Here is a 19,303-nt window from a genome sequence, read left to right as displayed (position 1 = left end):
TTCATAAGCAGCTAAGGCTTAGCGCGGGAATGCAGGCGGGTTTACACCGGCCATGTCTTCCATCACGCGAACCACCTGGCAGCTGTAACCGAACTCGTTGTCGTACCAGACGTACAGAACAACGCGGTTGTCTTGGCAGATGGTTGCTTCAGCATCCACTACACCGGCGTGGCGCGAGCCCACGAAGTCGGTGGACACCACTTCCTGCGAATTAACGAAGTCGATCTGCTTGTGCAGGTCGGAATGCAGCGCCATGTAGCGCAGGTACTCGTTCATCTCTTCGCGAGTGGCGGCTTTCTCAAGGTTCAGGTTGAGGATGGCCATCGACACGTTTGGCGTCGGCACACGGATCGCGTTGCCGGTCAGCTTGCCAGCCAGCTCAGGCAGGGCCTTGGCAGCGGCGGTGGCAGCACCGGTCTCGGTGATGACCATGTTCAGCGCGGCGCTACGGCCACGGCGGTCGCCCTTGTGGAAGTTGTCGATCAGGTTCTGGTCGTTGGTGTACGAGTGAACGGTTTCGACGTGACCGTTGATGATGCCGAACTTGTCGTTCACGGCCTTGAGCACCGGCACGATGGCGTTGGTGGTGCAAGAAGCGGCGGAGATGATCTTGTCGTCAGCGGTGATTTCGCCGTGGTTGATGCCGTGAACGATGTTCTTCAGCTTGCCCTTGCCAGGCGCAGTCAGCACGACGCGGTCGATGCCCGGGCAGGCCAGGTGCTGGCCCAGGCCCTCGGCATCACGCCATACGCCGGTGTTGTCCACCAGCAGCGCGTCCTTGATGCCGTACTGGGTGTAGTCCACCTCGGTCGGGTTCTTCGCGTAGATCACCTGGATCAGGTTGCCGTTGGCGAGAATGGTGTTGTTTTCTTCATCGATGATGATGGTGCCATTGAACGAACCATGGACCGAATCACGACGCAGCAGGCTGGCGCGCTTGGTCAGATCGTTCTCGGCGCCCTTGCGCACCACGATGGCACGCAGGCGCAGGCCATCGCCGCCACCGGTTTTTTCGATCAGGATGCGCGCCAGCAGACGGCCGATACGACCGAAGCCGTACAGGACCACGTCAGTGCCTTTGCGAGGCGAAGCGTTCTGTTGGCCAACCACATCAGCCATCTCTTCACGGACGAACTGCTCGGCGCTACGGCCATTGCCTTCGTTGCGGAATTTGAATGCCAGTTTGCCCAGGTCCACCGAAGCCGCGCCGAGCTTGAGCTCGCTCATGGCTTTGAGCAGGGGGAATGTTTCGTGGACGGAGAGTTCGCTGTCGTCGGAAGAACGGTGGCGAGCAAAGCGGTGGGCTTTGAGGATCGCGATGACAGACTGGTTGATCAGGCTGCGGCCATAGATCGAGCTCACCACGTTGTTATTGCGGTAGAGCTGACCGATGAGAGGGATCATCGCTTCTGCGAGAGCTTCACGATCAATCCATTCACCAAGACACTGGTCGGGCTTCTGAGTCACGGTAACCTTCCACATGTAGGGGCTGAAAAAAGGGGCTACATTATGCCGCCGAGTCCTCGGCGGAGCAATGCGCGCCTGTCGCACCGTGGTTTTCCTGTCGGCCTGGGTAGTCTGCAACTGACAGCAGCCCCCTTCCCCCGCTACAATTGTCGACTTTGTCGCAACGCTGGAGCTCAACCTTCCGTGCCCGTTCTGCGTCTTCCGCTTCTCCCTGCCGCGGCAGGTAAACAGCACTGGGGCAACCTGCCCGGTGCCGCCCTGAGCCTGGCCATCGCCGAGGCTGCCAGCGCTGCAAAGCGCTTCACCCTGCTGCTGACCGCCGACAGCCAAAGCGCCGAGCGGCTGGAACAGGAGCTGAGTTTCTTCGCTCCGGATTTGCCGGTCTTGCATTTTCCGGACTGGGAAACCCTGCCCTACGATCTGTTTTCGCCGCACCAGGACATCATTTCCCAGCGAATCGCCAGCCTTTATCGGCTACCGGAGCTCAGTCATGGCGTTTTGGTAGTGCCGATCACCACGGCCCTACATCGCCTGGCACCGACCCAATTCCTGCTTGGCAGCAGCCTGGTGCTGGACATCGGCCAGAAGCTCGATGTCGAGCAAATGCGCACCCGCCTTGAGGCCAGCGGCTATCGCTGTGTCGACACCGTTTACGAACACGGCGAGTTCGCGGTACGCGGCGCATTGATCGACCTGTTCCCGATGGGCAGCAAACTGCCGTATCGCATCGACCTGTTCGATGACGAAATCGAAACCCTGCGCACCTTCGACCCGGAAAACCAGCGCTCCATCGACAAAGTGCAGTCGATCCGCCTGTTGCCGGCCAAGGAGTTCCCGCTGCAGAAAGACGCCGTGACCCGCTTCAAGGCCCGCTTTCGCGAGCGCTTCGATGTGGATTTCCGGCGCTGCCCGATCTTCCAGGACCTGAGCAGCGGGATCACCCCCGCCGGCATCGAGTACTACCTGCCGCTGTTTTTCGAAGAAACCTCCACCCTGTTCGACTACCTGCCCCAGGACACCCAGGTGTTTTCCCTGCCGGGCATTGAGCAGGCGGCGGAAAACTTCTGGAACGACGTGCGCAACCGCTACGAAGAGCGTCGCGTCGATCCTTCCCGTCCTTTATTACCTCCGGCCGAACTGTTCCTGCCGGTGGAAGACTGCTTTGCCCGCCTCAAGGGCTGGCCACGAGTGGTGGCCAGCCAGCAAGACGTGGAAACCGGCGTCGGCCGTGAACGTTTCCCGGCCAAGGCGTTGCCGGACCTGGCCATCGAAGCCAAGGCCACGCAGCCCCTGGCGGCGCTGGCAGGCTTTCTCGATGCATTCCCCGGCCGCGTGCTGTTCACCGCTGAATCCGCAGGTCGTCGCGAAGTGCTGTTGGAGCTGCTTGAGCGCCTGAAGCTGCGACCGAAGACGGTGGACAGCTGGCCGGACTTCGTCGCCGGCAAGGATCGCCTGGCGATTACCATCGCGCCACTGAACGACGGGCTGGTCCTGGATGACCCGGCCCTGGCACTGGTGGCCGAAAGTCCTTTGTTCGGCCAGCGCGTCATGCAGCGCCGTCGTCGCGAGAAACGCGCCGACGCCGCCAACGACGCGGTCATCAAGAACCTCACCGAACTGCGCGAAGGCGCGCCCGTGGTGCACATCGACCACGGCGTGGGCCGCTACCTGGGCCTGGCGACACTGGAAATCGACAACCAGGCCGCCGAGTTCCTGACCCTCGAATACGCCGAGGGTGCCAAGCTCTATGTACCGGTGGCGAACCTGCACCTGATCGCCCGCTACACCGGCAGCGACGACGCCCTGGCCCCGCTGCATCGCCTGGGTTCGGAAACCTGGCAGAAAGCCAAGCGCAAGGCGGCCGAACAGGTGCGCGACGTGGCCGCCGAGCTGCTGGACATCTACGCCCGTCGTGCGGCCCGCGAGGGCTATGCCTTCGCCGATCCGAAAGCCGACTACGAAACCTTCAGCGCCGGTTTCCCGTTCGAAGAAACCGTCGACCAGCAGACCACCATCGAAGCCGTGCGCGCCGACATGCTCGCACCCAAGCCGATGGACCGGCTGGTGTGTGGCGACGTGGGCTTCGGCAAGACCGAAGTGGCGATGCGCGCCGCGTTCATTGCCGTGCACGGCGGCAAGCAGGTGGCGATCCTCGTGCCGACCACCCTGCTCGCCCAGCAGCACTACAACAGTTTCCGCGACCGCTTTGCCGACTGGCCGGTGACCGTGGAAGTGATGAGCCGTTTCAAATCCACCAAGGAAGTGAACGCCGCCGTGGCCGACCTGGCCGAGGGCAAGATCGACATCGTCATCGGCACGCACAAGCTGCTGCAGGACGACGTGAAGTTCAAGAGCCTGGGGCTGGTGATCATCGACGAAGAGCACCGCTTTGGCGTGCGCCAGAAAGAACAGCTCAAGGCCCTGCGCAGCGAAGTCGACATACTGACCCTGACCGCCACGCCGATTCCGCGCACGCTGAACATGGCGGTGTCGGGCATGCGCGACCTGTCGATCATCGCCACGCCGCCGGCCCGTCGCCTGTCGGTGCGCACCTTCGTCATGGAACAGAACAAAAGTACGATCAAGGAAGCCTTGCTGCGCGAGCTGCTGCGTGGCGGCCAGGTCTATTACCTGCACAATGACGTGAAGACCATCGAGAAATGCGCCGCCGACCTGGCCGAGCTGGTGCCGGAAGCGCGTATCGGCATCGGCCACGGGCAGATGCGCGAACGCGAACTCGAACAGGTGATGAGCGACTTCTACCACAAGCGCTTCAACGTGCTGATCGCCTCGACCATCATCGAGACCGGCATCGACGTGCCGAGCGCCAACACCATCATCATCGAACGCGCCGACAAGTTCGGCCTGGCCCAGTTGCACCAGTTGCGCGGCCGGGTTGGTCGTAGCCACCACCAGGCCTACGCCTACCTGTTGACGCCACCGCGCCAGCAGATCACCCCGGATGCGGAAAAACGCCTGGAAGCCATCGCCAATACCCAGGATCTGGGCGCCGGCTTCGTACTGGCCACCAACGACCTGGAAATCCGCGGGGCCGGCGAATTGCTCGGCGACGGCCAGAGCGGCCAGATCCAGGCCGTTGGTTTCACCCTGTACATGGAAATGCTCGAACGCGCGGTCAAGTCGATCCGCAAGGGCGAACAGCCGAACCTCGATCAACCCCTGGGCGGCGGGCCGGAAATCAACCTGCGGGTGCCGGCACTGATCCCGGAAGACTACCTGCCGGACGTCCACGCACGGCTGATCCTCTACAAACGCATCGCCTCGGCCAGCGACGAGGAAGGCCTCAAGGACCTGCAAGTGGAGATGATCGACCGCTTCGGCCTGCTGCCGGAACCGACCAAGAACCTGGTGCGCACGACGCTGCTCAAGCTCAAGGCCGAACAACTGGGCATCAAGAAAGTCGACGGCGGCCCCAACGGCGGCCGGATCGAGTTCGAGGCCCAGACCCCGGTCGATCCACTGGTGCTGATCAAGTTGATCCAGGGCCAGCCCAAACGCTACAAGTTCGAAGGGGCCACGATGTTCAAATTCATGGTGCCCATGGAACGCGCGGAAGAGCGCTTCAATACCGTAGAGGCGCTGTTCGAGCGCCTCACTACGACCACTGCTTGAAGGACGCCAAATGCGCCTGTTTCGCTCACTGACCTTGTTGATGACCCTGGTCGCTCCCCTGGCATTTGCCGACGACCTGTATCAGGTTGAAATGATCCTGGTGCGCCAGAACGCCGAGCCGGCGATTGCCAGCCGCGCCGCACCGGAAGACTGGGACGCCGGCGCGCAACGCCTGGGCGCGGACAGCCAGCGCACACCGGCCATGGGCAACATCGTCGAGAAACTCAACGCCAGCGGCCAATACACGGTATTGATGCACAAGGCCTGGCAGCAGACCCTCGGCGAGCAGGGGCGCAAAATCGCCATCAGCGACGGCGCCGAACAGTTCGGGCAGTTCCCCATCGAAGGCACCCTGGAACTGAAGCTGGGCCGTTTCACCGACGTGGATGCCGATTTCTGGATCAACCAGATCAACGCCAATGGCCTGGTCACCTCCAGTGAGCGCCTCAAGCAGCAGAGCCATACCAAAAATGGCCAACTGAACTTCCTCGACAACGGTCATCTTGGCCTGCTGATCAAGATCACCTCGTTGACCGCGCCCGCGCCACGGCAGGCACCTGAAGTCATTCCGGACTGATTGGCGCGCCTATGCCCTCGCCCCTGAGCAAACCCCTGGCACCTTCCTGGGTCAATCGATTCAAGGAACAGAGCCTGGAGCGCGGGCGCCGTTATGCGCTGGAAAACCGCGTCAGGATCGTCGAGGCCGGCGACAGCACCATCACCGCCAGTTGCGAAGGCTCTGGCGGTAACGTCTACCGTCAGACCATTCGCCTGAAGGAGTCAGCCAAGGGCACGCTGATCCTGCTCGAAGCCGCGTGCTCCTGCCCGGTGCGCATCAACTGCAAGCACTGCGCGGCCGTGTTGCTGCAAGTCCAGGAAACCCTGGCCTACCCGGCCGCCGAAAAAGACGCGCACCTGCTGGAGAAACTCCAGGCCGTGCTGGACAACCGCAGCCCCAAGGCCCCACCACAAGTGCTGGTGGACAACGTGCAACCGGTGCCGCGCCTATGGCTGGCCAGTGTCGAGTTCAGCGCCTTCGAGCCGCGCAACGGCAAGATGCAGCGCTACATCCAACACCGCGCCGCGCTGTCCTTCGGTTACCTGGACGAATACGTCAGCGGCCAGCGCAACACCGACGTGCTGATTCGCCAGGAAACCCAGACGCTGCGGATAAAACGCCACACGGATGTGGAACAGTCCTACCGCGAACAGCTGCGGATCCTCGGCTTCAAGGTCGCGACCCGACAAAGCAAGGCCCTGCCGGAAAGCGCCGGCGAACTGTACGAGATGGTCAACGACAGTGCCTGGCTGACCTTCACCCTCAACGACCTGCCGAAACTGCGCACCCAAGGCTGGGAACTGCAGATCGACGAAGACTTCGGCTTCGACCTGACGGCAGTGGACGAGTGGTACGCCACGGTAGAGGAAACGCCGGAGCGAGACTGGTTCGACCTGGAACTGGGAATCATCGTCAACGGTGAGCGCCTGAGCCTGCTGCCGATCCTGCTGAACCTGATGCGCTCGCACATCGAACTGTTCAACCCGGAACGCCTGGCCAGGCGTCGGGACGACGAACTCATTCTGGTCAACCTGCCCAACCGCCCGAACTCGGAGTTCGGCCCGCAGCAGGTGGCCCTGCCCTATGGCCGGCTGAAACCGGTGCTGGCGACCCTGGGCGAGTTTTACCTGCAAGAACCCGGCACCACCAAACTGCGCCTCAACAGCGCGGACGCCCTGCGCCTGAACCCGCTGCAGGACATGCCGTTGACCTGGGAAGGTGGCGAACACATTCGCGGCCTGGCCCAACGCCTGAGGGACATCAAGGATTACACCGCCACCGCGCCAGAAGGCCTGAACGCGACGCTGCGGCCGTATCAACTCGAAGGCTTGAGCTGGATGCAATCGCTCAGGCAGCTGGAAGTCGGCGGCATTCTCGCGGACGACATGGGCCTGGGCAAAACCCTACAGACCCTGGCGCATATTCTCAGCGAAAAAAACGCCGGACGCCTCGACCGACCGTGCATGGTGGTGATGCCCACCAGCCTGATCCCCAACTGGCTCGACGAGGCGGCTCATTTCACGCCGCAACTCAAGGTGCTGGCCCTGTATGGCGCCGGGCGCAAAAAGCATTTCGAACGACTGGCCGATTACGACCTGGTCCTCACCACCTATGCCCTGCTGCCCAAGGATGTCGAGCGCCTGGCCGCGCAGCCATTGCACGTGCTGATTCTCGATGAAGCCCAGTACATCAAGAACCCCACCAGCAAAGCCGCCCAGGCCGCCCGCGAGCTCAACGCCCGCCAGCGGCTGTGCCTGTCCGGCACGCCCCTGGAAAATCACCTGGGGGAACTGTGGTCGTTGTTTCACTTCCTGTTGCCGGGCTGGCTCGGGGACGTCAAGAGTTTCAATCGCGATTACCGTGTACCGATCGAAAAGCGTGGCAGCGATGTACGACTGCAGCACCTCAACGGTCGGATAAAACCTTTCCTGCTGCGCAGGACCAAGGAGCAAGTGGCGACGGAGTTGCCACCCAAGACCGAGATCATCCATTGGGTCGAACTCAGCGACGCCCAGCGGGACGTCTACGAAACCATGCGCCTGGCGATGGACAAGAAGGTCCGCGACGAGATCACCCGCAAAGGCGTGGCCCGCAGCCAGATCATTATTCTCGAAGCACTGCTCAAGCTGCGCCAGGTGTGTTGCGACCTGCGCCTGATCAACGACGCCACCCTGCCCGCCCGAGGCAGCACCTCGGGCAAGCTCGACAGCCTGATGGAAATGCTCGAAGAGCTGTTTGAAGAAGGTCGCCGGGTGCTGTTGTTTTCCCAATTCACGTCCATGTTGGCGCTGATTGAAGATGAACTGAAGAAACGCGGCGTCGATTATGCCCTCCTGACCGGCCAGACCCGGGACCGTCGCACGCCCGTCAAGGAATTCCAGAGCGGCAAGCGTCAGATCTTCCTGATCAGCCTGAAGGCCGGTGGTGTAGGCCTGAACCTGACCGAGGCCGACACGGTGATTCACTACGACCCGTGGTGGAACCCGGCCACCGAAAACCAGGCGACCGACCGGGCCTACCGCATCGGCCAGGAAAAGCCGGTGTTCGTCTACAAGCTGATTGCCCGAGGCACGGTGGAAGAGAAAATCCAGCTGCTGCAAAAGGAAAAATCCGACCTCGCGGCCGGGGTGCTGGACGGACGCGTGGCCGGAGACTGGAAATTGCAGAGCGATGATATTGAGGCGTTGTTCGCGCCGCTGCCGGACAAGCTGGAAAAGCGCTAACCCCCCAATCCTTGTGGGAGCCGAGCTTGCTTGCGATGGCGGAGGGTCAGATCGCGCCGATGTTGCTCCCACCTTGCTTCGAGATAGCGACCTTCAAAAGATGCTAATCAACCAGCTGGGCAGCCCTCAGCGCGCCAAGCGCCGCCAACCAGCGAGGGTCCTGGCGATACTCGGTGGAGGCAAAGGCCCGGCCACGCATGCGGGCGATCCGTGCCGAAGGCTTGACCTTCAGGCGCTGGGCAGCGCTCAAGGCCAACTCTGCAGCCGCGCGATCATTGCACACCAGGCCCATGTCGCAACCCGCCGTCAACGCCGCTTCGATACGACTGGCGGCATCACCGACCACATGAGCACCGGCCATCGACAGGTCATCACTGAAGATCACACCCTCAAATTGCAACTCGCCGCGCAGGATGTCCTGCAGCCAGCGGCGGGAAAACCCGGCTGGATTGGCGTCGACCTGCGGGTAGATGACATGGGCCGGCATGACGGCGGCCAGTTGCTTGCTCAGCCTGGCGAACGGCACCAGGTCATTGGCGCGAATCTGCTCGAGGCTGCGCTCATCGTTCGGAATCGCCACGTGGGAATCGGCCTCGGCCCAGCCATGCCCCGGGAAATGCTTGCCAGTGGCGGCCATCCCGGCGGCGCTCATGCCGCGGATGAAGGCACCGGCCAATAACGCAGCGCGCTCGGGATCGCCTTCGAAGGAACGACTGCCGACGACGGCGCTGCGCTGGTAATCGAGGTCCAGCACCGGGGCAAAACTCAAGTCGAGGCCGACCGCCAGCACTTCGGTAGCCATGATCCAGCCACACTGCTCGGCCAGGTATTCGGCATTCGGGTTATCGGCTATCGCCCGCATCGCCGGCAGCCGCACAAAACCCTGGCGCAGCCGCTGAACACGACCACCTTCCTGATCCACCGCCAATAAAAGGTCGGGGCGGATGGCGCGGATCGATGCGCTCAACTCGCGCACCTGACGTGGATGCTCGATATTGCGGGCAAAGATGATCAGGCCGCCTACTTCAGGCTGGCGCAACAGGTGGCGATCTTCGGCCGTCAGCCAGGTACCGGCGACGTCCACCATCAACGAGCCTTGCAGGCCAGCAGTCATAGCATTTCCTTGATAATGATGAACCCGTGCGGTAACACAGGCACGACCACACCGCTGGGCCCAAGGCCCGGCAGGTTGCGGTCATGCAATGAAAAATGGAACGGGTTCGAAACGAGAGTCGGCATGGGCGGCTAGCTTAGCGGATGTAGGCCGCCGCGCCCACCCGTGCACTTACGCCTTGGCCAGCGCCGGCGTTGATTTACTGCGCGGACGCAGTTGCGCGGCAGCCATGGCTTCATCGGTGACGCCACTTTCGGCACGCATGCCCGCTGCCAGGAACGGCACCATCAGGCGCATCACCTGCTCGATGGACGTGTTCACGCCAAAATCGGTTTCAGCAATGGCGCGCAGCGCCTTGATACCGGACATGCTGAACGCCGCGGCGCCGAGCATGAAGTGCACCCGCCAGAACAGCTCGATGGGTGGAATACGCGGTGCGGCCTCATTGACCAGCAGCATGTAGCGACGGAAAACCTTGCCGTACATGTCTTCCAGGTAACGTCGCAGGTGGCCCTGGCTCTGGCTGAAGGCAAGGCCCAACAGGCGCATGAAAATGGACAGGTCGTTGCCGCTGCGCGGTTGCACGACAAGGGCTTGCTCGACCAGGATTTCCAGCAGCTCTTCCAGGGTCGGCTTGACGTCAGGCTTGGCCTGGCGCCGTTCCAGCTCGCGATCGAGGCTGAGGCAGAAAGGCCCGAGGAACCGCGAGAATACCGCCTGGATCAGGGCCTTTTTCGAGCCGAAGTGATAGTTCACCGCCGCCAGGTTCACCCCGGCCTTGCTGGTGATCAGACGCAACGAGGTTTCAGCGAAACCTTTTTCCGCGAACAACTGCTCGGCAGCATCGAGAATGCGTTCAACGGTTTCCGACTGGGCCATGGTTACTCCGCCTGACAAACACTTGTTTGAAACATACGTTTCAGCCTAGGGGTTGTCAAGCCTGCCGGGGCGTTTTGCGAACGCCCGGTCACGTATTTAACCACACCTTTTCACGGGTGGTAGCCATGTCGTATCCAACAGCCCGACCGACCGTCCAGCGGCCGATGAAAAAAGGAGGATTGCCAAGTGGCGTCCACTGTATATAATCCCAGTCACTGTATAAAAAGACAGAGCGATCAATATGCTAAAGCTGACGCCACGCCAAGCAGAGATTCTGGCCTTCATCAAACGCTGCCTCGAAGACAACGGCTATCCGCCGACCCGTGCGGAAATCGCCCAGGAACTGGGTTTCAAGTCGCCCAACGCGGCTGAAGAACACCTCAAGGCGCTGGCGCGCAAGGGCGCGATCGAAATGACTCCGGGCGCATCCCGTGGCATTCGTATTCCCGGCTTCGAAGCCAAGGCCGACGAAACCACCCTGCCGATCATCGGCCGGGTAGCGGCAGGCGCACCGATCCTGGCCCAGCAGCATGTCGAGGAATCCTGCAACATCAACCCTTCGTTCTTCCATCCTCGGGCCGATTACCTGCTTCGTGTACACGGCATGAGCATGAAGGACATCGGCATCTTCGACGGTGACCTCCTGGCCGTGCACACCACCCGCGAAGCCCGCAATGGCCAGATCGTGGTGGCGCGAATCGGCGACGAGGTGACCGTCAAGCGCTTCAAGCGCGACGGCAGCAAGGTCTGGCTCATCGCCGAAAACCCGGAGTTCGCGCCCATCGAAGTGAACCTGAAAGATCAGGACCTGGTCATCGAAGGCTTGAGTGTCGGCGTCATTCGCCGCTAAAGGAGGCTTTATGCAGTTCCCTCACACACCACAACACACACAACTTCCGCTGTTCGAGGCATTCATGGCCCAACCGCTGGCTCCAGTCCTGAAAGAGGTCATCGAGTCGCCCTGGGGCGTCGAGCCCGAGGCTTTCAGCGAACTGTCGTTACGTGGTGCGGCCGGAAACTGCCTGAACCTGCTGGCGCCGATTCTGCGAGAACTCAGCCAGGACCAGGATGCTCGCTGGCTGACGCTGATCGCACCACCGGCCAGCGTCACCCAGGCCTGGCTGCGGGATGCCGGCCTGAACCGCGAACGCATCCTGTTGTTGCAACCACGGGGCGCCCAAAGCGCCCAACAGTTGACCTGCGAGGCCTTGCGCCTGGGCCGCAGCCACACCGTGGTCAGCTGGCTCAACCCGCTAACCGCGACCGCACGGCAACAGTTGATCAGCGCCGCCCGTACCGGGGACGCACAAAGCCTGAATATTCGATTGGGCTAAGACAAACGCGGGGCTTCTCCAAGACAGAGAAGCCGACCAGTCACACTATCCAAAAAAGCCGACAGGCGGGATCAATGAAGGACCCGCGGCCCCTCTTCCTTGTTGAATTCGCCTTCAACGAGGCGACCTGCCATCTGGACGCCCACGCTCAGCATCGCCTTGGCGACTTCGACGTGCTGGCCCTGCAGGAATACCTTGGCATCTTCGGAGAAGTTCAGGGTAACCAGAGAACCCTCGTCCTCAGCCCTGCGCAGCTCGATGCGGCCATCAGGAAGTTCGACAATTTCTAGAAAGGACGTAGGCATAAAAGTCTGTTCTCCACGAAAGGCGAGGATTATATAGTCATCGGCCAGGCTCCGCTCGGGATCTTGACCAAGCGTTATCAACGAATGTAACGGGCCGAGGGAAAACTCAGCACTCGTTCAACCCTTCACGAAAGCGTATCGCCAGGCTCTTGAGGTTCTGGCGCCAGCTCTCCAGCTCCTCCCGGCTCAACTCCTGCTCGGGCTCTTGCTCGTCCAGATTGACCGCCACGATCAACGGCTGGGTCACGTCCCCCTTGGGCTTGCGCGGGGCCCGCGGCGGCTCGAACAGCGCCGCATGGGCCGCCAATAGCTTCGCCAGCCAGGTTTCCGGGTTGTGCGCCAATTCGACCATTTCGGCCAATTCCGGGATAGCGATGGTTTCCAGCACTTCACGGGTCAACAACAGCTCGGCCCGCGGCGCATTCGCTTGTGGCAGGCGATAGAAACCGGCGATTTCATGGCACAACCCCAACAATGCACCGTACAGGTGAAACAGCGCGGATTCGCGTCCTGCCTGGAGCAACGCCGGGGAATTCATCGCACGTCCATCCTCGGCCCTGGTAAGTGCTTCAAGCGACAGACCGGCGAAATAGATTTTCTGATTGGTGCGGGTATAGAGTTCGTGGGCCATGGCGGCATCTCCCCAACGAAATGAAAGCTTCACGCAAGTGTGACAGTGTCATGGATCAACCGAGGCCACTGCAAGCCAAAAACAAAAAGGCCGCATGAAAACCTGTGGGTTGTCATGCGGCCTTTTTGTACATTCGAGGCTATCAGGCTGAGGAGCCTCATTAGCCCCGGATCGTCAAACAGGCGCCATCAATCAGCGCTTGTCTTCAACCGTCCACTTACCGCCGTCGTAGTAGGCTTTCCAGCCGGTCGGCTTGCCGTCAACTTCGGTCTGCACGTACTGCTCCTTGGTCTTGCGGCTGTAGCGAATGACCGCCGGACGTCCATCCGGGTCTTTCTGCGGCGCCTCGCAAAGGAAATGGTACTTCGGATCGATTTCGTCCTTGTGCGGCACGATTTCCATCACCAACGGCGCACGGGTCTCACGGTTTTTCGGGAACTGGCTGGCTGCCAGGAACAGGCCGGAGGCGCCGTCGCGCAGGATGTAGGTGTCGTTGACCTTCTCGCACTTGAGCTCAGGCATCTTCACCGGGTCCATCTTCGGCGGCGCCGCGTCACCGCTCTTGAGCAGCTTGCGGGTGTTCTTGCAGGTCGGGTTGGTGCAACCGAAGAACTTGCCGAAACGACCGGTCTTGAGCTGCATCTCGCTGCCACACTTGTCGCACTCCAGGCTCGGGCCTTCGTAGCCCTTGATGCGATAAGTGCCCTCTTCGATCTCGTAGCCGGCACAGTCCGGGTTGTTACCGCAGATGTGCAGCTTGCGCTTTTCATCCAGCAGGTAGGCATCCATCGCCGTGCTGCAGATCGGGCAACGATGCTTGCCGCGCAGCACCAGGGATTCCGATTCGCCCTCGTCGTCCGCGGCGATTTCGTCGCCCGGCACCAGGTTGACGGTCGCCTTGCAGCGCTCCTTGGGTGGCAGGCTGTAGCCCGAGCAACCAAGGAACACACCGGTCGAGGCGGTACGGATTTGCATCGGACGCCCGCAGGTCAGGCATGGGATGTCGGTCATGACCGGCTGGTTGGCGCGCATGCCGCTGTCAGGGCTTTCGGCCACTTCGAGCTTTTTCTTGAAGTCGCCGTAGAACTCGTCGAGAACGTTTTTCCAGTCGCGCTCGCCCTGGGCCACATCGTCGAGGTTCTCTTCCATACCGGCGGTGAAGCCGTAGTCCATCAGGTTCGAGAAGCTTTCGGACAAACGCTCGGTAACGATGTCACCCATCTTTTCCGAATAGAAGCGACGGTTGTGCAGCGCCACATAGCCGCGGTCCTGGATGGTGGAGATGATCGCTGCGTAGGTCGAAGGACGACCGATGCCGCGCTTTTCCATTTCCTTGACCAGGCTGGCTTCGGAGTAACGAGCCGGTGGCTTGGTGAAATGCTGTGTCGGATCAAGCTTGATCAGCTTCATCACGTCGCCCTGGGCCATGTCCGGCAGGACGTCGTCATCCCCAGGCTTGGTGATTTGCGGCATGACGCGGGTGTAGCCGTCGAACTTCAGGATACGGCCCTTGGCGCGCAGCTCGAAGTCGCCGGCACCGACGCTGACCGTAGTCGACAGGTATTGTGCCGGCAGCATCTGGCAGGCCAGGAATTGGCGCCAGATCAGCTCGTAGAGACGCTCGGCATCGCGTTCCATGCCCGACAGCTTGCTTGGCTCGGTATTGGCATCGGACGGACGAATCGCTTCGTGCGCCTCCTGCGCGCCTTCCTTGCTGCTGTAGACGTTCGGCGTGTCCGGCAGGTACTTCTTGCCGAACTCGCTTTCTATATAAGTGCGCGCCATCGCCACGGCATCGGCCGAAAGGTTGGTCGAGTCGGTACGCATATAAGTGATGTAGCCGGCTTCGTACAGGCGCTGGGCCATCATCATGGTTTTCTTCACGCCGAAGCCCAGGCGATTGCTCGCGGCCTGTTGCAGCGTGGAGGTGATGAACGGCGCCGACGGTTTGCTGCTGGTCGGCTTGTCTTCGCGCTTGACGATGCTGTAGCTGGAAGCCTTGAGCTTCTCCAGCGCCGCCATGGCCTGGGCTTCGTTGAGCGGCTTGAAGGCTTCACCCTTCTCGCGGGCCACGTCGAAGCGCACAGTCGCGCCCTTGGCAGTGCCGAGGTCGGCGTGGACTTCCCAATACTCTTCAGGGATGAACGCACGGATTTCCCGCTCGCGTTCCACCACCAGCTTCACCGCGACCGACTGCACGCGGCCGGCCGACAGGCCGCGGGCGATCTTGGCCCACAGCAGTGGCGAGACCATGTAGCCCACCACGCGATCGAGGAAGCGACGCGCCTGCTGGGCGTTGACCCGATCGATATCCAGCTCGCCCGGCTGGGAGAAGGCTTCCTGGATGGCCTTCTTGGTAATTTCGTTGAACACCACGCGCTTGTAGCGGCTGTCATCCCCACCAATGGCTTCGCGCAGGTGCCAGGCAATGGCTTCCCCTTCGCGGTCCAAGTCCGTCGCGAGATAGATGGTGTCGGCATCCTTGGCGAGCCGGCGCAGCTCCTCGATGACCTTTTCCTTGCCCGGGAGGATCTCGTACTTGGCTTTCCAGCCGTGCTCCGGATCGACCCCCATGCGTGAGACCAACTGCTTGCGCGCCTTTTCTTTCGGCGACAGCGCCGGGCCTTCACCGGCAGCAGCCTTGCCGCGCTTGGCGGCTGGCTCCTTGCTGGCGCTAGCCGAACCGCTGGTGGGCAGGTCTCGGATATGGCCGATACTCGACTTCACCACGTATTGGTTGCCCAGATACTTGTTGATGGTCTTGGCCTTAGCCGGGGATTCCACAATGACCAGCGATTTGCCCATGGATCAGAAAATTCCTGAATTCTAAAAAGTGAAAGGCGGTTGGCGCCTGACGCGGCACCGCTATATATAGTGGCTGCAAGGTGAGGTCAAGCGCAGGGTTGCCCACATACCGGCCTCAAGGCTTGGAAAAAATGCTCTCCTCGGCCTGCACCAAAGCAAAGCGTGGCACCTGTTCGCCGTCAACCTCAACGGACTCCTCGAACATGCTCAAGGGACGCACCCAAAAGCCGTAATCGCCATACAGGGCTTGATAGAAGACCACTTCTTCCTCGGTCTCGGAATGCCGCGCGACACTGAATACGCGGTACTGCGGACCTTTGTAATGTTGGTAGAGCCCAGGTTGTATCGGCATGCTTGGCACTCACTCAAATTTTTTCAAAATAAAAACAAAATCTTTTTTTTACTAAACCCGAAAAAACAAAAACCGGGGCACTTGGCCCCGGCTTCCATCAACGCGACGCTTAGACGCGTTCGAAGACAGTGGCGATGCCCTGGCCGAGGCCAATGCACATGGTGGACACACCGAAGGTGCCGCCATTCTGCTTCATGACGTTGAGCAGCGTGCCGGAAATACGCGCACCGGAGCAACCGAATGGGTGACCCAAGGCGATCGCGCCGCCGTGCAGGTTAACCTTCTCGTTCATCTTGTCGAGCACTTTCAAATCTTTCAGCACTGGCAGGGCCTGTGCGGCGAAAGCTTCGTTGAGTTCGAAGAAGTCGATATCGGCAATACCCAGGCCTGCACGCTTCAAGGCTTTCTGCGTGGCCGGTACTGGACCATAGCCCATGATCGCCGGGTCCACACCCGCCACAGCCATCGAACGAATCACCGCCATCGGCTGGATACCCAGGTCCTGGGCACGCTGGGCCGACATCACGATCATGCACGAGGCACCGTCGGTGATCTGCGACGAGGTACCGGCTGTCACGGTGCCGCCCTTCGGATTGAATGCCGGCTTGAGGGCCGCCAGGCTTTCCAGGGTAGTTTCCGGACGAATGGTTTCGTCGTAGTCGAACAGCTTCAGGAAGCCGTTCTCGTCGTAGCCCTGCATCGGGATGATCTCATCCTTGAACTTGCCTTCCACGGTCGCCTTGTGGGCGAGCTGGTGGGAGCGCACGCCAAAGGCGTCCTGCTGTTCGCGGGTGATGCCGTGCATTTTGCCAAGCATTTCCGCAGTCAGGCCCATCATGCCCGAGGCTTTTGCCGCGTACAGCGACATGTGCGGGTTCGGATCGACGCCATGCATCATGCTCACGTGGCCCATGTGCTCGACACCACCGACGACGAATACGTCACCGTTGCCGGTCATGATCGCCTGGGCGGCGGTGTGCAGCGCGCTCATGGACGAACCGCACAGGCGGCTGACGGTCTGGCCCGCCGCCGTGTGAGGGATCTGGGTCATCAGCGAGGCCATGCGGGCGATGTTCCAACCCTGCTCCAGGGTCTGGTTCACACAGCCCCAGATCACGTCTTCGACTTCGTTGGGGTCGACCTTGACGTTACGCTCCAGCAGCTTGCTGATCAGGTGCGCCGACATGTCTTCGGCGCGGGTGTTGCGGTGCATGCCGCCCTTGGAGCGGCCCATCGGCGTACGACCGAAGTCGACAATCACGACGTCTCTAGGATTCAAGCTCATAAATGTTCTCTCGCTCTAGTCGTTGGGCGCTTAACCGAAGAAGCTCTGGCCGTTCTTGGCCATTTCACGCAGCTTCGCGGTCGGGTGGTACAGCGCGCCCAGATCAGCGTACTGGTCAGCCAGGGCAACGAACTCAGCCACACCGATCGAATCGATGTAGCGCAGCGCACCGCCACGGAATGGAGGGAAACCGATACCGTAGACCAGACCCATGTCGGCTTCGGCGGCGGTTTCGACAATGCCGTCTTCCAGGCAACGCACGGTTTCGAGGCACAGCGGGATCATCATCCAGTTGATGATGTCCTCGTCGGTGACTTCGCGCTGCTCGTAGACGATCGGCTTGAGCACTTCCAGCACCGACGAATCGGCGACTTTCTTCTGCTTGCCGCGCTTGTCTGTCTCGTAGGCATAGAAGCCCTTGCCGTTCTTCTGGCCCAGGCGCTTGGCTTCGTAGAGCACATCGACAGCCGAACGGCGATCGTCCTTCATGCGGTCCGGAAAGCCTTCGGCCATGACGTCGCGACCGTGGTGGCCGGTGTCGATGCCGACGACGTCCATCAGGTACGCCGGGCCCATCGGCCAGCCGAATTTTTCCATGATCTTGTCGATGCGCACGAAGTCCACACCGGCGCTGACCAGCTTGGCGAAACCGCCGAAGTACGGGAACAGCACGCGGTTGACCAAAAAGCCCGGGCAGTCGTTGACGACGATCGGGTTCTTGCCCATTTTCTTGGCGTAGGCCACGGTGGTGGCAACGGCATGTTCGCTGGACTTCTCGCCACGGATCACTTCCACCAGCGGCATCATGTGCACCGGGTTGAAGAAGTGCATGCCGACGAAGTTCTCCGGACGCTTGAGGGCCTTGGCCAGCAGCGAAATGGAGATGGTCGAGGTATTCGAGGCCAGGATGGTGTCCTCTTTGACCTGGTCTTCGACTTCAGCCAGTACCGCCTGCTTGACCTTCGGGTTCTCGACAACGGCTTCGACCACCAGGTCGACATGGCCGAAATCGCCGTAGGACAGGGTCGGACGAATGCCGTTGAGCACTTCGGCCATCTTCGCAGCGCTCATGCGACCTTTGTCGACACGGCCGACCAGCAGCTTGGCGGCTTCGGCCAGGCCCTGCTCGATCCCGTGTTCGTTGATGTCCTTCATCAGGATCGGCGTACCTTTGGACGCCGACTGGTAGGCGATACCACCCCCCATGATGCCAGCACCGAGTACCGCAGCCTGCTTCACGTCACTGGCGATTTCGTCGTAGGCCTTGGCCTTTTTCTTCAGTTCCTGGTCATTGAGGAACAGACCGATCAGGCTTTGCGCAGCCGAGGTCTTGGCCAGCTTGACGAAGCCAGCAGCCTCGACTTCCAGGGCCTTGTCGCGACCGAAATTCGCGGCTTTCTGGATGGTCTTGATCGCTTCGACCGGCGCCGGGTAGTTCGGGCCTGCCTGGCCGGCCACGAAACCCTTGGCGGTTTCGAAGGCCATCATTTGTTCGATGGCGTTGAGTTTGAGTTTTTCCAGCTTCGGCTGACGCTTGGCCTTGTAGTCGAACTCACCGCTGATGGCGCGCTTGAGGGTTTCAAGGGCCGCTTCCTGGAGCTTGCCAGGTTCGACCACGGCATCCACTGCACCCACTTTCAGCGCATCTTCAGCACGGTTTTCCTTGCCGGCGGCAATCCACTCGATGGCGTTGTCGGCACCGATCAGGCGCGGCAGGCGCACGGTTCCGCCGAAGCCTGGGTAGATGCCCAGCTTGACTTCCGGCAGGCCGATCTTGGCCGTGGTGGACATGACGCGGTAATCCGCCGCCAGGCACATCTCCAGGCCGCCACCCAGGGCGATGCCGTTGATGGCCACGACGGTCGGTACGTTGAGGTCTTCGAAGTCGCTGAAAATACGGTTGGCTTCGAGGTTGCCAGCGATCAGTTCGGCATCGGGCAGCTTGAAGTTGTCGACGAATTCGGTGATGTCGGCACCGACGATGAACACGTCCTTGCCGCTGCTGACGATCACACCCTTGATCGAAGCATCTGCCTTGATAGTGTCCACGGCCTGACGCAATTCATTCAGGGTTAGACGGTTGAACTTGTTGACGGACTCACCCTTGAGGTCGAATTTCAATTCGACGATGTCACTTTCAAGAGCCTTAACCGTGATGGCTTTACCTTCGTAAATCATCAACTGATCTCCACGATATGGAAGCTGAACAGTACACG

At 61.0% G+C, this 19,303-nt stretch carries 14 protein-coding genes; 5 read left to right on the top strand and 9 right to left on the bottom strand.

Annotated elements, in window-relative coordinates:
* Window positions 1–18: 18 nt before the first annotated feature.
* Window positions 19–1,482 (bottom strand): glyceraldehyde-3-phosphate dehydrogenase, encoded by a 1,464-nt coding sequence (locus tag GFU70_RS09255; RefSeq protein ID WP_058544124.1) that lies wholly within the window; start codon window positions 1,480–1,482, stop codon window positions 19–21.
* 168 nt (window positions 1,483–1,650) lie between these two features.
* On the opposite strand from GFU70_RS09255, the gene mfd reads away from it, so the two are divergent.
* Genes mfd through GFU70_RS09240 form a run of 3 tightly spaced genes read left to right on the top strand, consistent with a single transcriptional unit; the run spans window position 1,651 to window position 8,382 of the window.
* A complete protein-coding gene (gene mfd, locus GFU70_RS09250; protein WP_153387907.1) occupies window positions 1,651–5,100 on the top strand; it encodes a transcription-repair coupling factor in 3,450 nt (1,149 codons plus the stop codon).
* 10 nt (window positions 5,101–5,110) lie between these two features.
* Window positions 5,111–5,677, top strand: coding sequence for a CsiV family protein (locus tag GFU70_RS09245; protein ID WP_058544638.1), 567 nt, complete (start codon window positions 5,111–5,113; stop codon window positions 5,675–5,677).
* Window positions 5,678–5,688: 11 nt separating this feature from the next.
* A complete protein-coding gene (locus GFU70_RS09240) occupies window positions 5,689–8,382 on the top strand; it encodes a DEAD/DEAH box helicase (RefSeq protein ID WP_116642827.1) in 2,694 nt (897 codons plus the stop codon).
* A gap of 103 nt (window positions 8,383–8,485) precedes the next feature.
* Here GFU70_RS09240 and nagZ read toward each other — a convergent pair whose 3' ends face one another.
* Window positions 8,486–9,484 (bottom strand): beta-N-acetylhexosaminidase, encoded by a 999-nt coding sequence (gene nagZ, locus GFU70_RS09235; protein ID WP_175359753.1) that lies wholly within the window; start codon window positions 9,482–9,484, stop codon window positions 8,486–8,488.
* A gap of 183 nt (window positions 9,485–9,667) precedes the next feature.
* Window positions 9,668–10,375 carry a TetR/AcrR family transcriptional regulator gene (locus tag GFU70_RS09230; RefSeq protein WP_013692622.1) on the bottom strand — a complete coding sequence of 236 codons (708 nt, stop codon included), beginning with the start codon at window positions 10,373–10,375 and terminating at the stop codon, window positions 9,668–9,670.
* A 241-nt stretch (window positions 10,376–10,616) separates the two neighbouring features.
* Between GFU70_RS09230 and lexA the strand changes: the two genes are divergently transcribed.
* Together lexA and sulA are read left to right on the top strand one after the other, a co-directional pair.
* Window positions 10,617–11,225 carry a transcriptional repressor LexA gene (gene lexA / locus GFU70_RS09225; RefSeq protein WP_003199651.1) on the top strand — a complete coding sequence of 203 codons (609 nt, stop codon included), beginning with the start codon at window positions 10,617–10,619 and terminating at the stop codon, window positions 11,223–11,225.
* 10 nt (window positions 11,226–11,235) lie between these two features.
* A complete protein-coding gene (gene sulA, locus GFU70_RS09220; RefSeq protein WP_058544635.1) occupies window positions 11,236–11,709 on the top strand; it encodes an SOS-induced cell division inhibitor SulA in 474 nt (157 codons plus the stop codon).
* A 71-nt stretch (window positions 11,710–11,780) separates the two neighbouring features.
* Here the strand turns inward: sulA and GFU70_RS09215 are convergent, their stop codons facing one another.
* The 6 genes from GFU70_RS09215 to fadB form a co-directional block, all read right to left on the bottom strand.
* Complete coding sequence (locus GFU70_RS09215; protein ID WP_003183419.1) at window positions 11,781–12,014, bottom strand: hypothetical protein; 234 nt, start codon at window positions 12,012–12,014, stop codon at window positions 11,781–11,783.
* A 106-nt stretch (window positions 12,015–12,120) separates the two neighbouring features.
* Window positions 12,121–12,645: a DUF6586 family protein gene (locus GFU70_RS09210; protein WP_014339359.1), complete on the bottom strand. Its 525-nt coding sequence runs from the start codon at window positions 12,643–12,645 to the stop codon at window positions 12,121–12,123.
* 192 nt (window positions 12,646–12,837) lie between these two features.
* Entirely contained in the window at window positions 12,838–15,450 is a 2,613-nt protein-coding gene (topA, locus tag GFU70_RS09205; RefSeq protein ID WP_058544633.1) for a type I DNA topoisomerase, read from the bottom strand.
* A gap of 115 nt (window positions 15,451–15,565) precedes the next feature.
* Window positions 15,566–15,802, bottom strand: a complete 237-nt coding sequence (locus GFU70_RS09200; protein ID WP_058544632.1) for a DUF1653 domain-containing protein — start codon at window positions 15,800–15,802, stop codon at window positions 15,566–15,568.
* A 109-nt stretch (window positions 15,803–15,911) separates the two neighbouring features.
* On the bottom strand, window positions 15,912–17,087 hold the full coding sequence (gene fadA, locus GFU70_RS09195) for an acetyl-CoA C-acyltransferase FadA (RefSeq protein ID WP_024618393.1): 1,176 nt from the start codon (window positions 17,085–17,087) through the stop codon (window positions 15,912–15,914).
* A 30-nt stretch (window positions 17,088–17,117) separates the two neighbouring features.
* Window positions 17,118–19,265, bottom strand: a complete 2,148-nt coding sequence (fadB, locus tag GFU70_RS09190) for a fatty acid oxidation complex subunit alpha FadB (RefSeq protein ID WP_058544631.1) — start codon at window positions 19,263–19,265, stop codon at window positions 17,118–17,120.
* Between the last annotated feature and the right edge of the window lie 38 nt (window positions 19,266–19,303).

It is taken from the genome of Pseudomonas brassicacearum, from assembly GCF_009601685.2.
Lineage (GTDB): Bacteria > Pseudomonadota > Gammaproteobacteria > Pseudomonadales > Pseudomonadaceae > Aquipseudomonas > Aquipseudomonas kilonensis_B.
This window is presented reverse-complemented; position numbering and strand designations above follow the sequence as displayed.

What these genes read in the sequence shown, in the direction of transcription:
- GFU70_RS09255 (WP_058544124.1), bottom strand. Translation starts at nt 1,482, where the DNA reads ATGTGGAAGGTTACCGTGACTCAGAAGCCCGACCAGTGTCTTGGTGAA.
- GFU70_RS09200 (WP_058544632.1), bottom strand. Translation starts at nt 15,802, where the DNA reads ATGCCGATACAACCTGGGCTCTACCAACATTACAAAGGTCCGCAGTAC.
- GFU70_RS09240 (WP_116642827.1), top strand. Translation starts at nt 5,689, where the DNA reads ATGCCCTCGCCCCTGAGCAAACCCCTGGCACCTTCCTGGGTCAATCGA.
- topA (WP_058544633.1), bottom strand. Translation starts at nt 15,450, where the DNA reads ATGGGCAAATCGCTGGTCATTGTGGAATCCCCGGCTAAGGCCAAGACC.
- GFU70_RS09245 (WP_058544638.1), top strand. Translation starts at nt 5,111, where the DNA reads ATGCGCCTGTTTCGCTCACTGACCTTGTTGATGACCCTGGTCGCTCCC.
- GFU70_RS09230 (WP_013692622.1), bottom strand. Translation starts at nt 10,375, where the DNA reads ATGGCCCAGTCGGAAACCGTTGAACGCATTCTCGATGCTGCCGAGCAG.
- lexA (WP_003199651.1), top strand. Translation starts at nt 10,617, where the DNA reads ATGCTAAAGCTGACGCCACGCCAAGCAGAGATTCTGGCCTTCATCAAA.
- fadA (WP_024618393.1), bottom strand. Translation starts at nt 17,087, where the DNA reads ATGAGCTTGAATCCTAGAGACGTCGTGATTGTCGACTTCGGTCGTACG.
- fadB (WP_058544631.1), bottom strand. Translation starts at nt 19,265, where the DNA reads ATGATTTACGAAGGTAAAGCCATCACGGTTAAGGCTCTTGAAAGTGAC.
- sulA (WP_058544635.1), top strand. Translation starts at nt 11,236, where the DNA reads ATGCAGTTCCCTCACACACCACAACACACACAACTTCCGCTGTTCGAG.
- GFU70_RS09215 (WP_003183419.1), bottom strand. Translation starts at nt 12,014, where the DNA reads ATGCCTACGTCCTTTCTAGAAATTGTCGAACTTCCTGATGGCCGCATC.
- GFU70_RS09210 (WP_014339359.1), bottom strand. Translation starts at nt 12,645, where the DNA reads ATGGCCCACGAACTCTATACCCGCACCAATCAGAAAATCTATTTCGCC.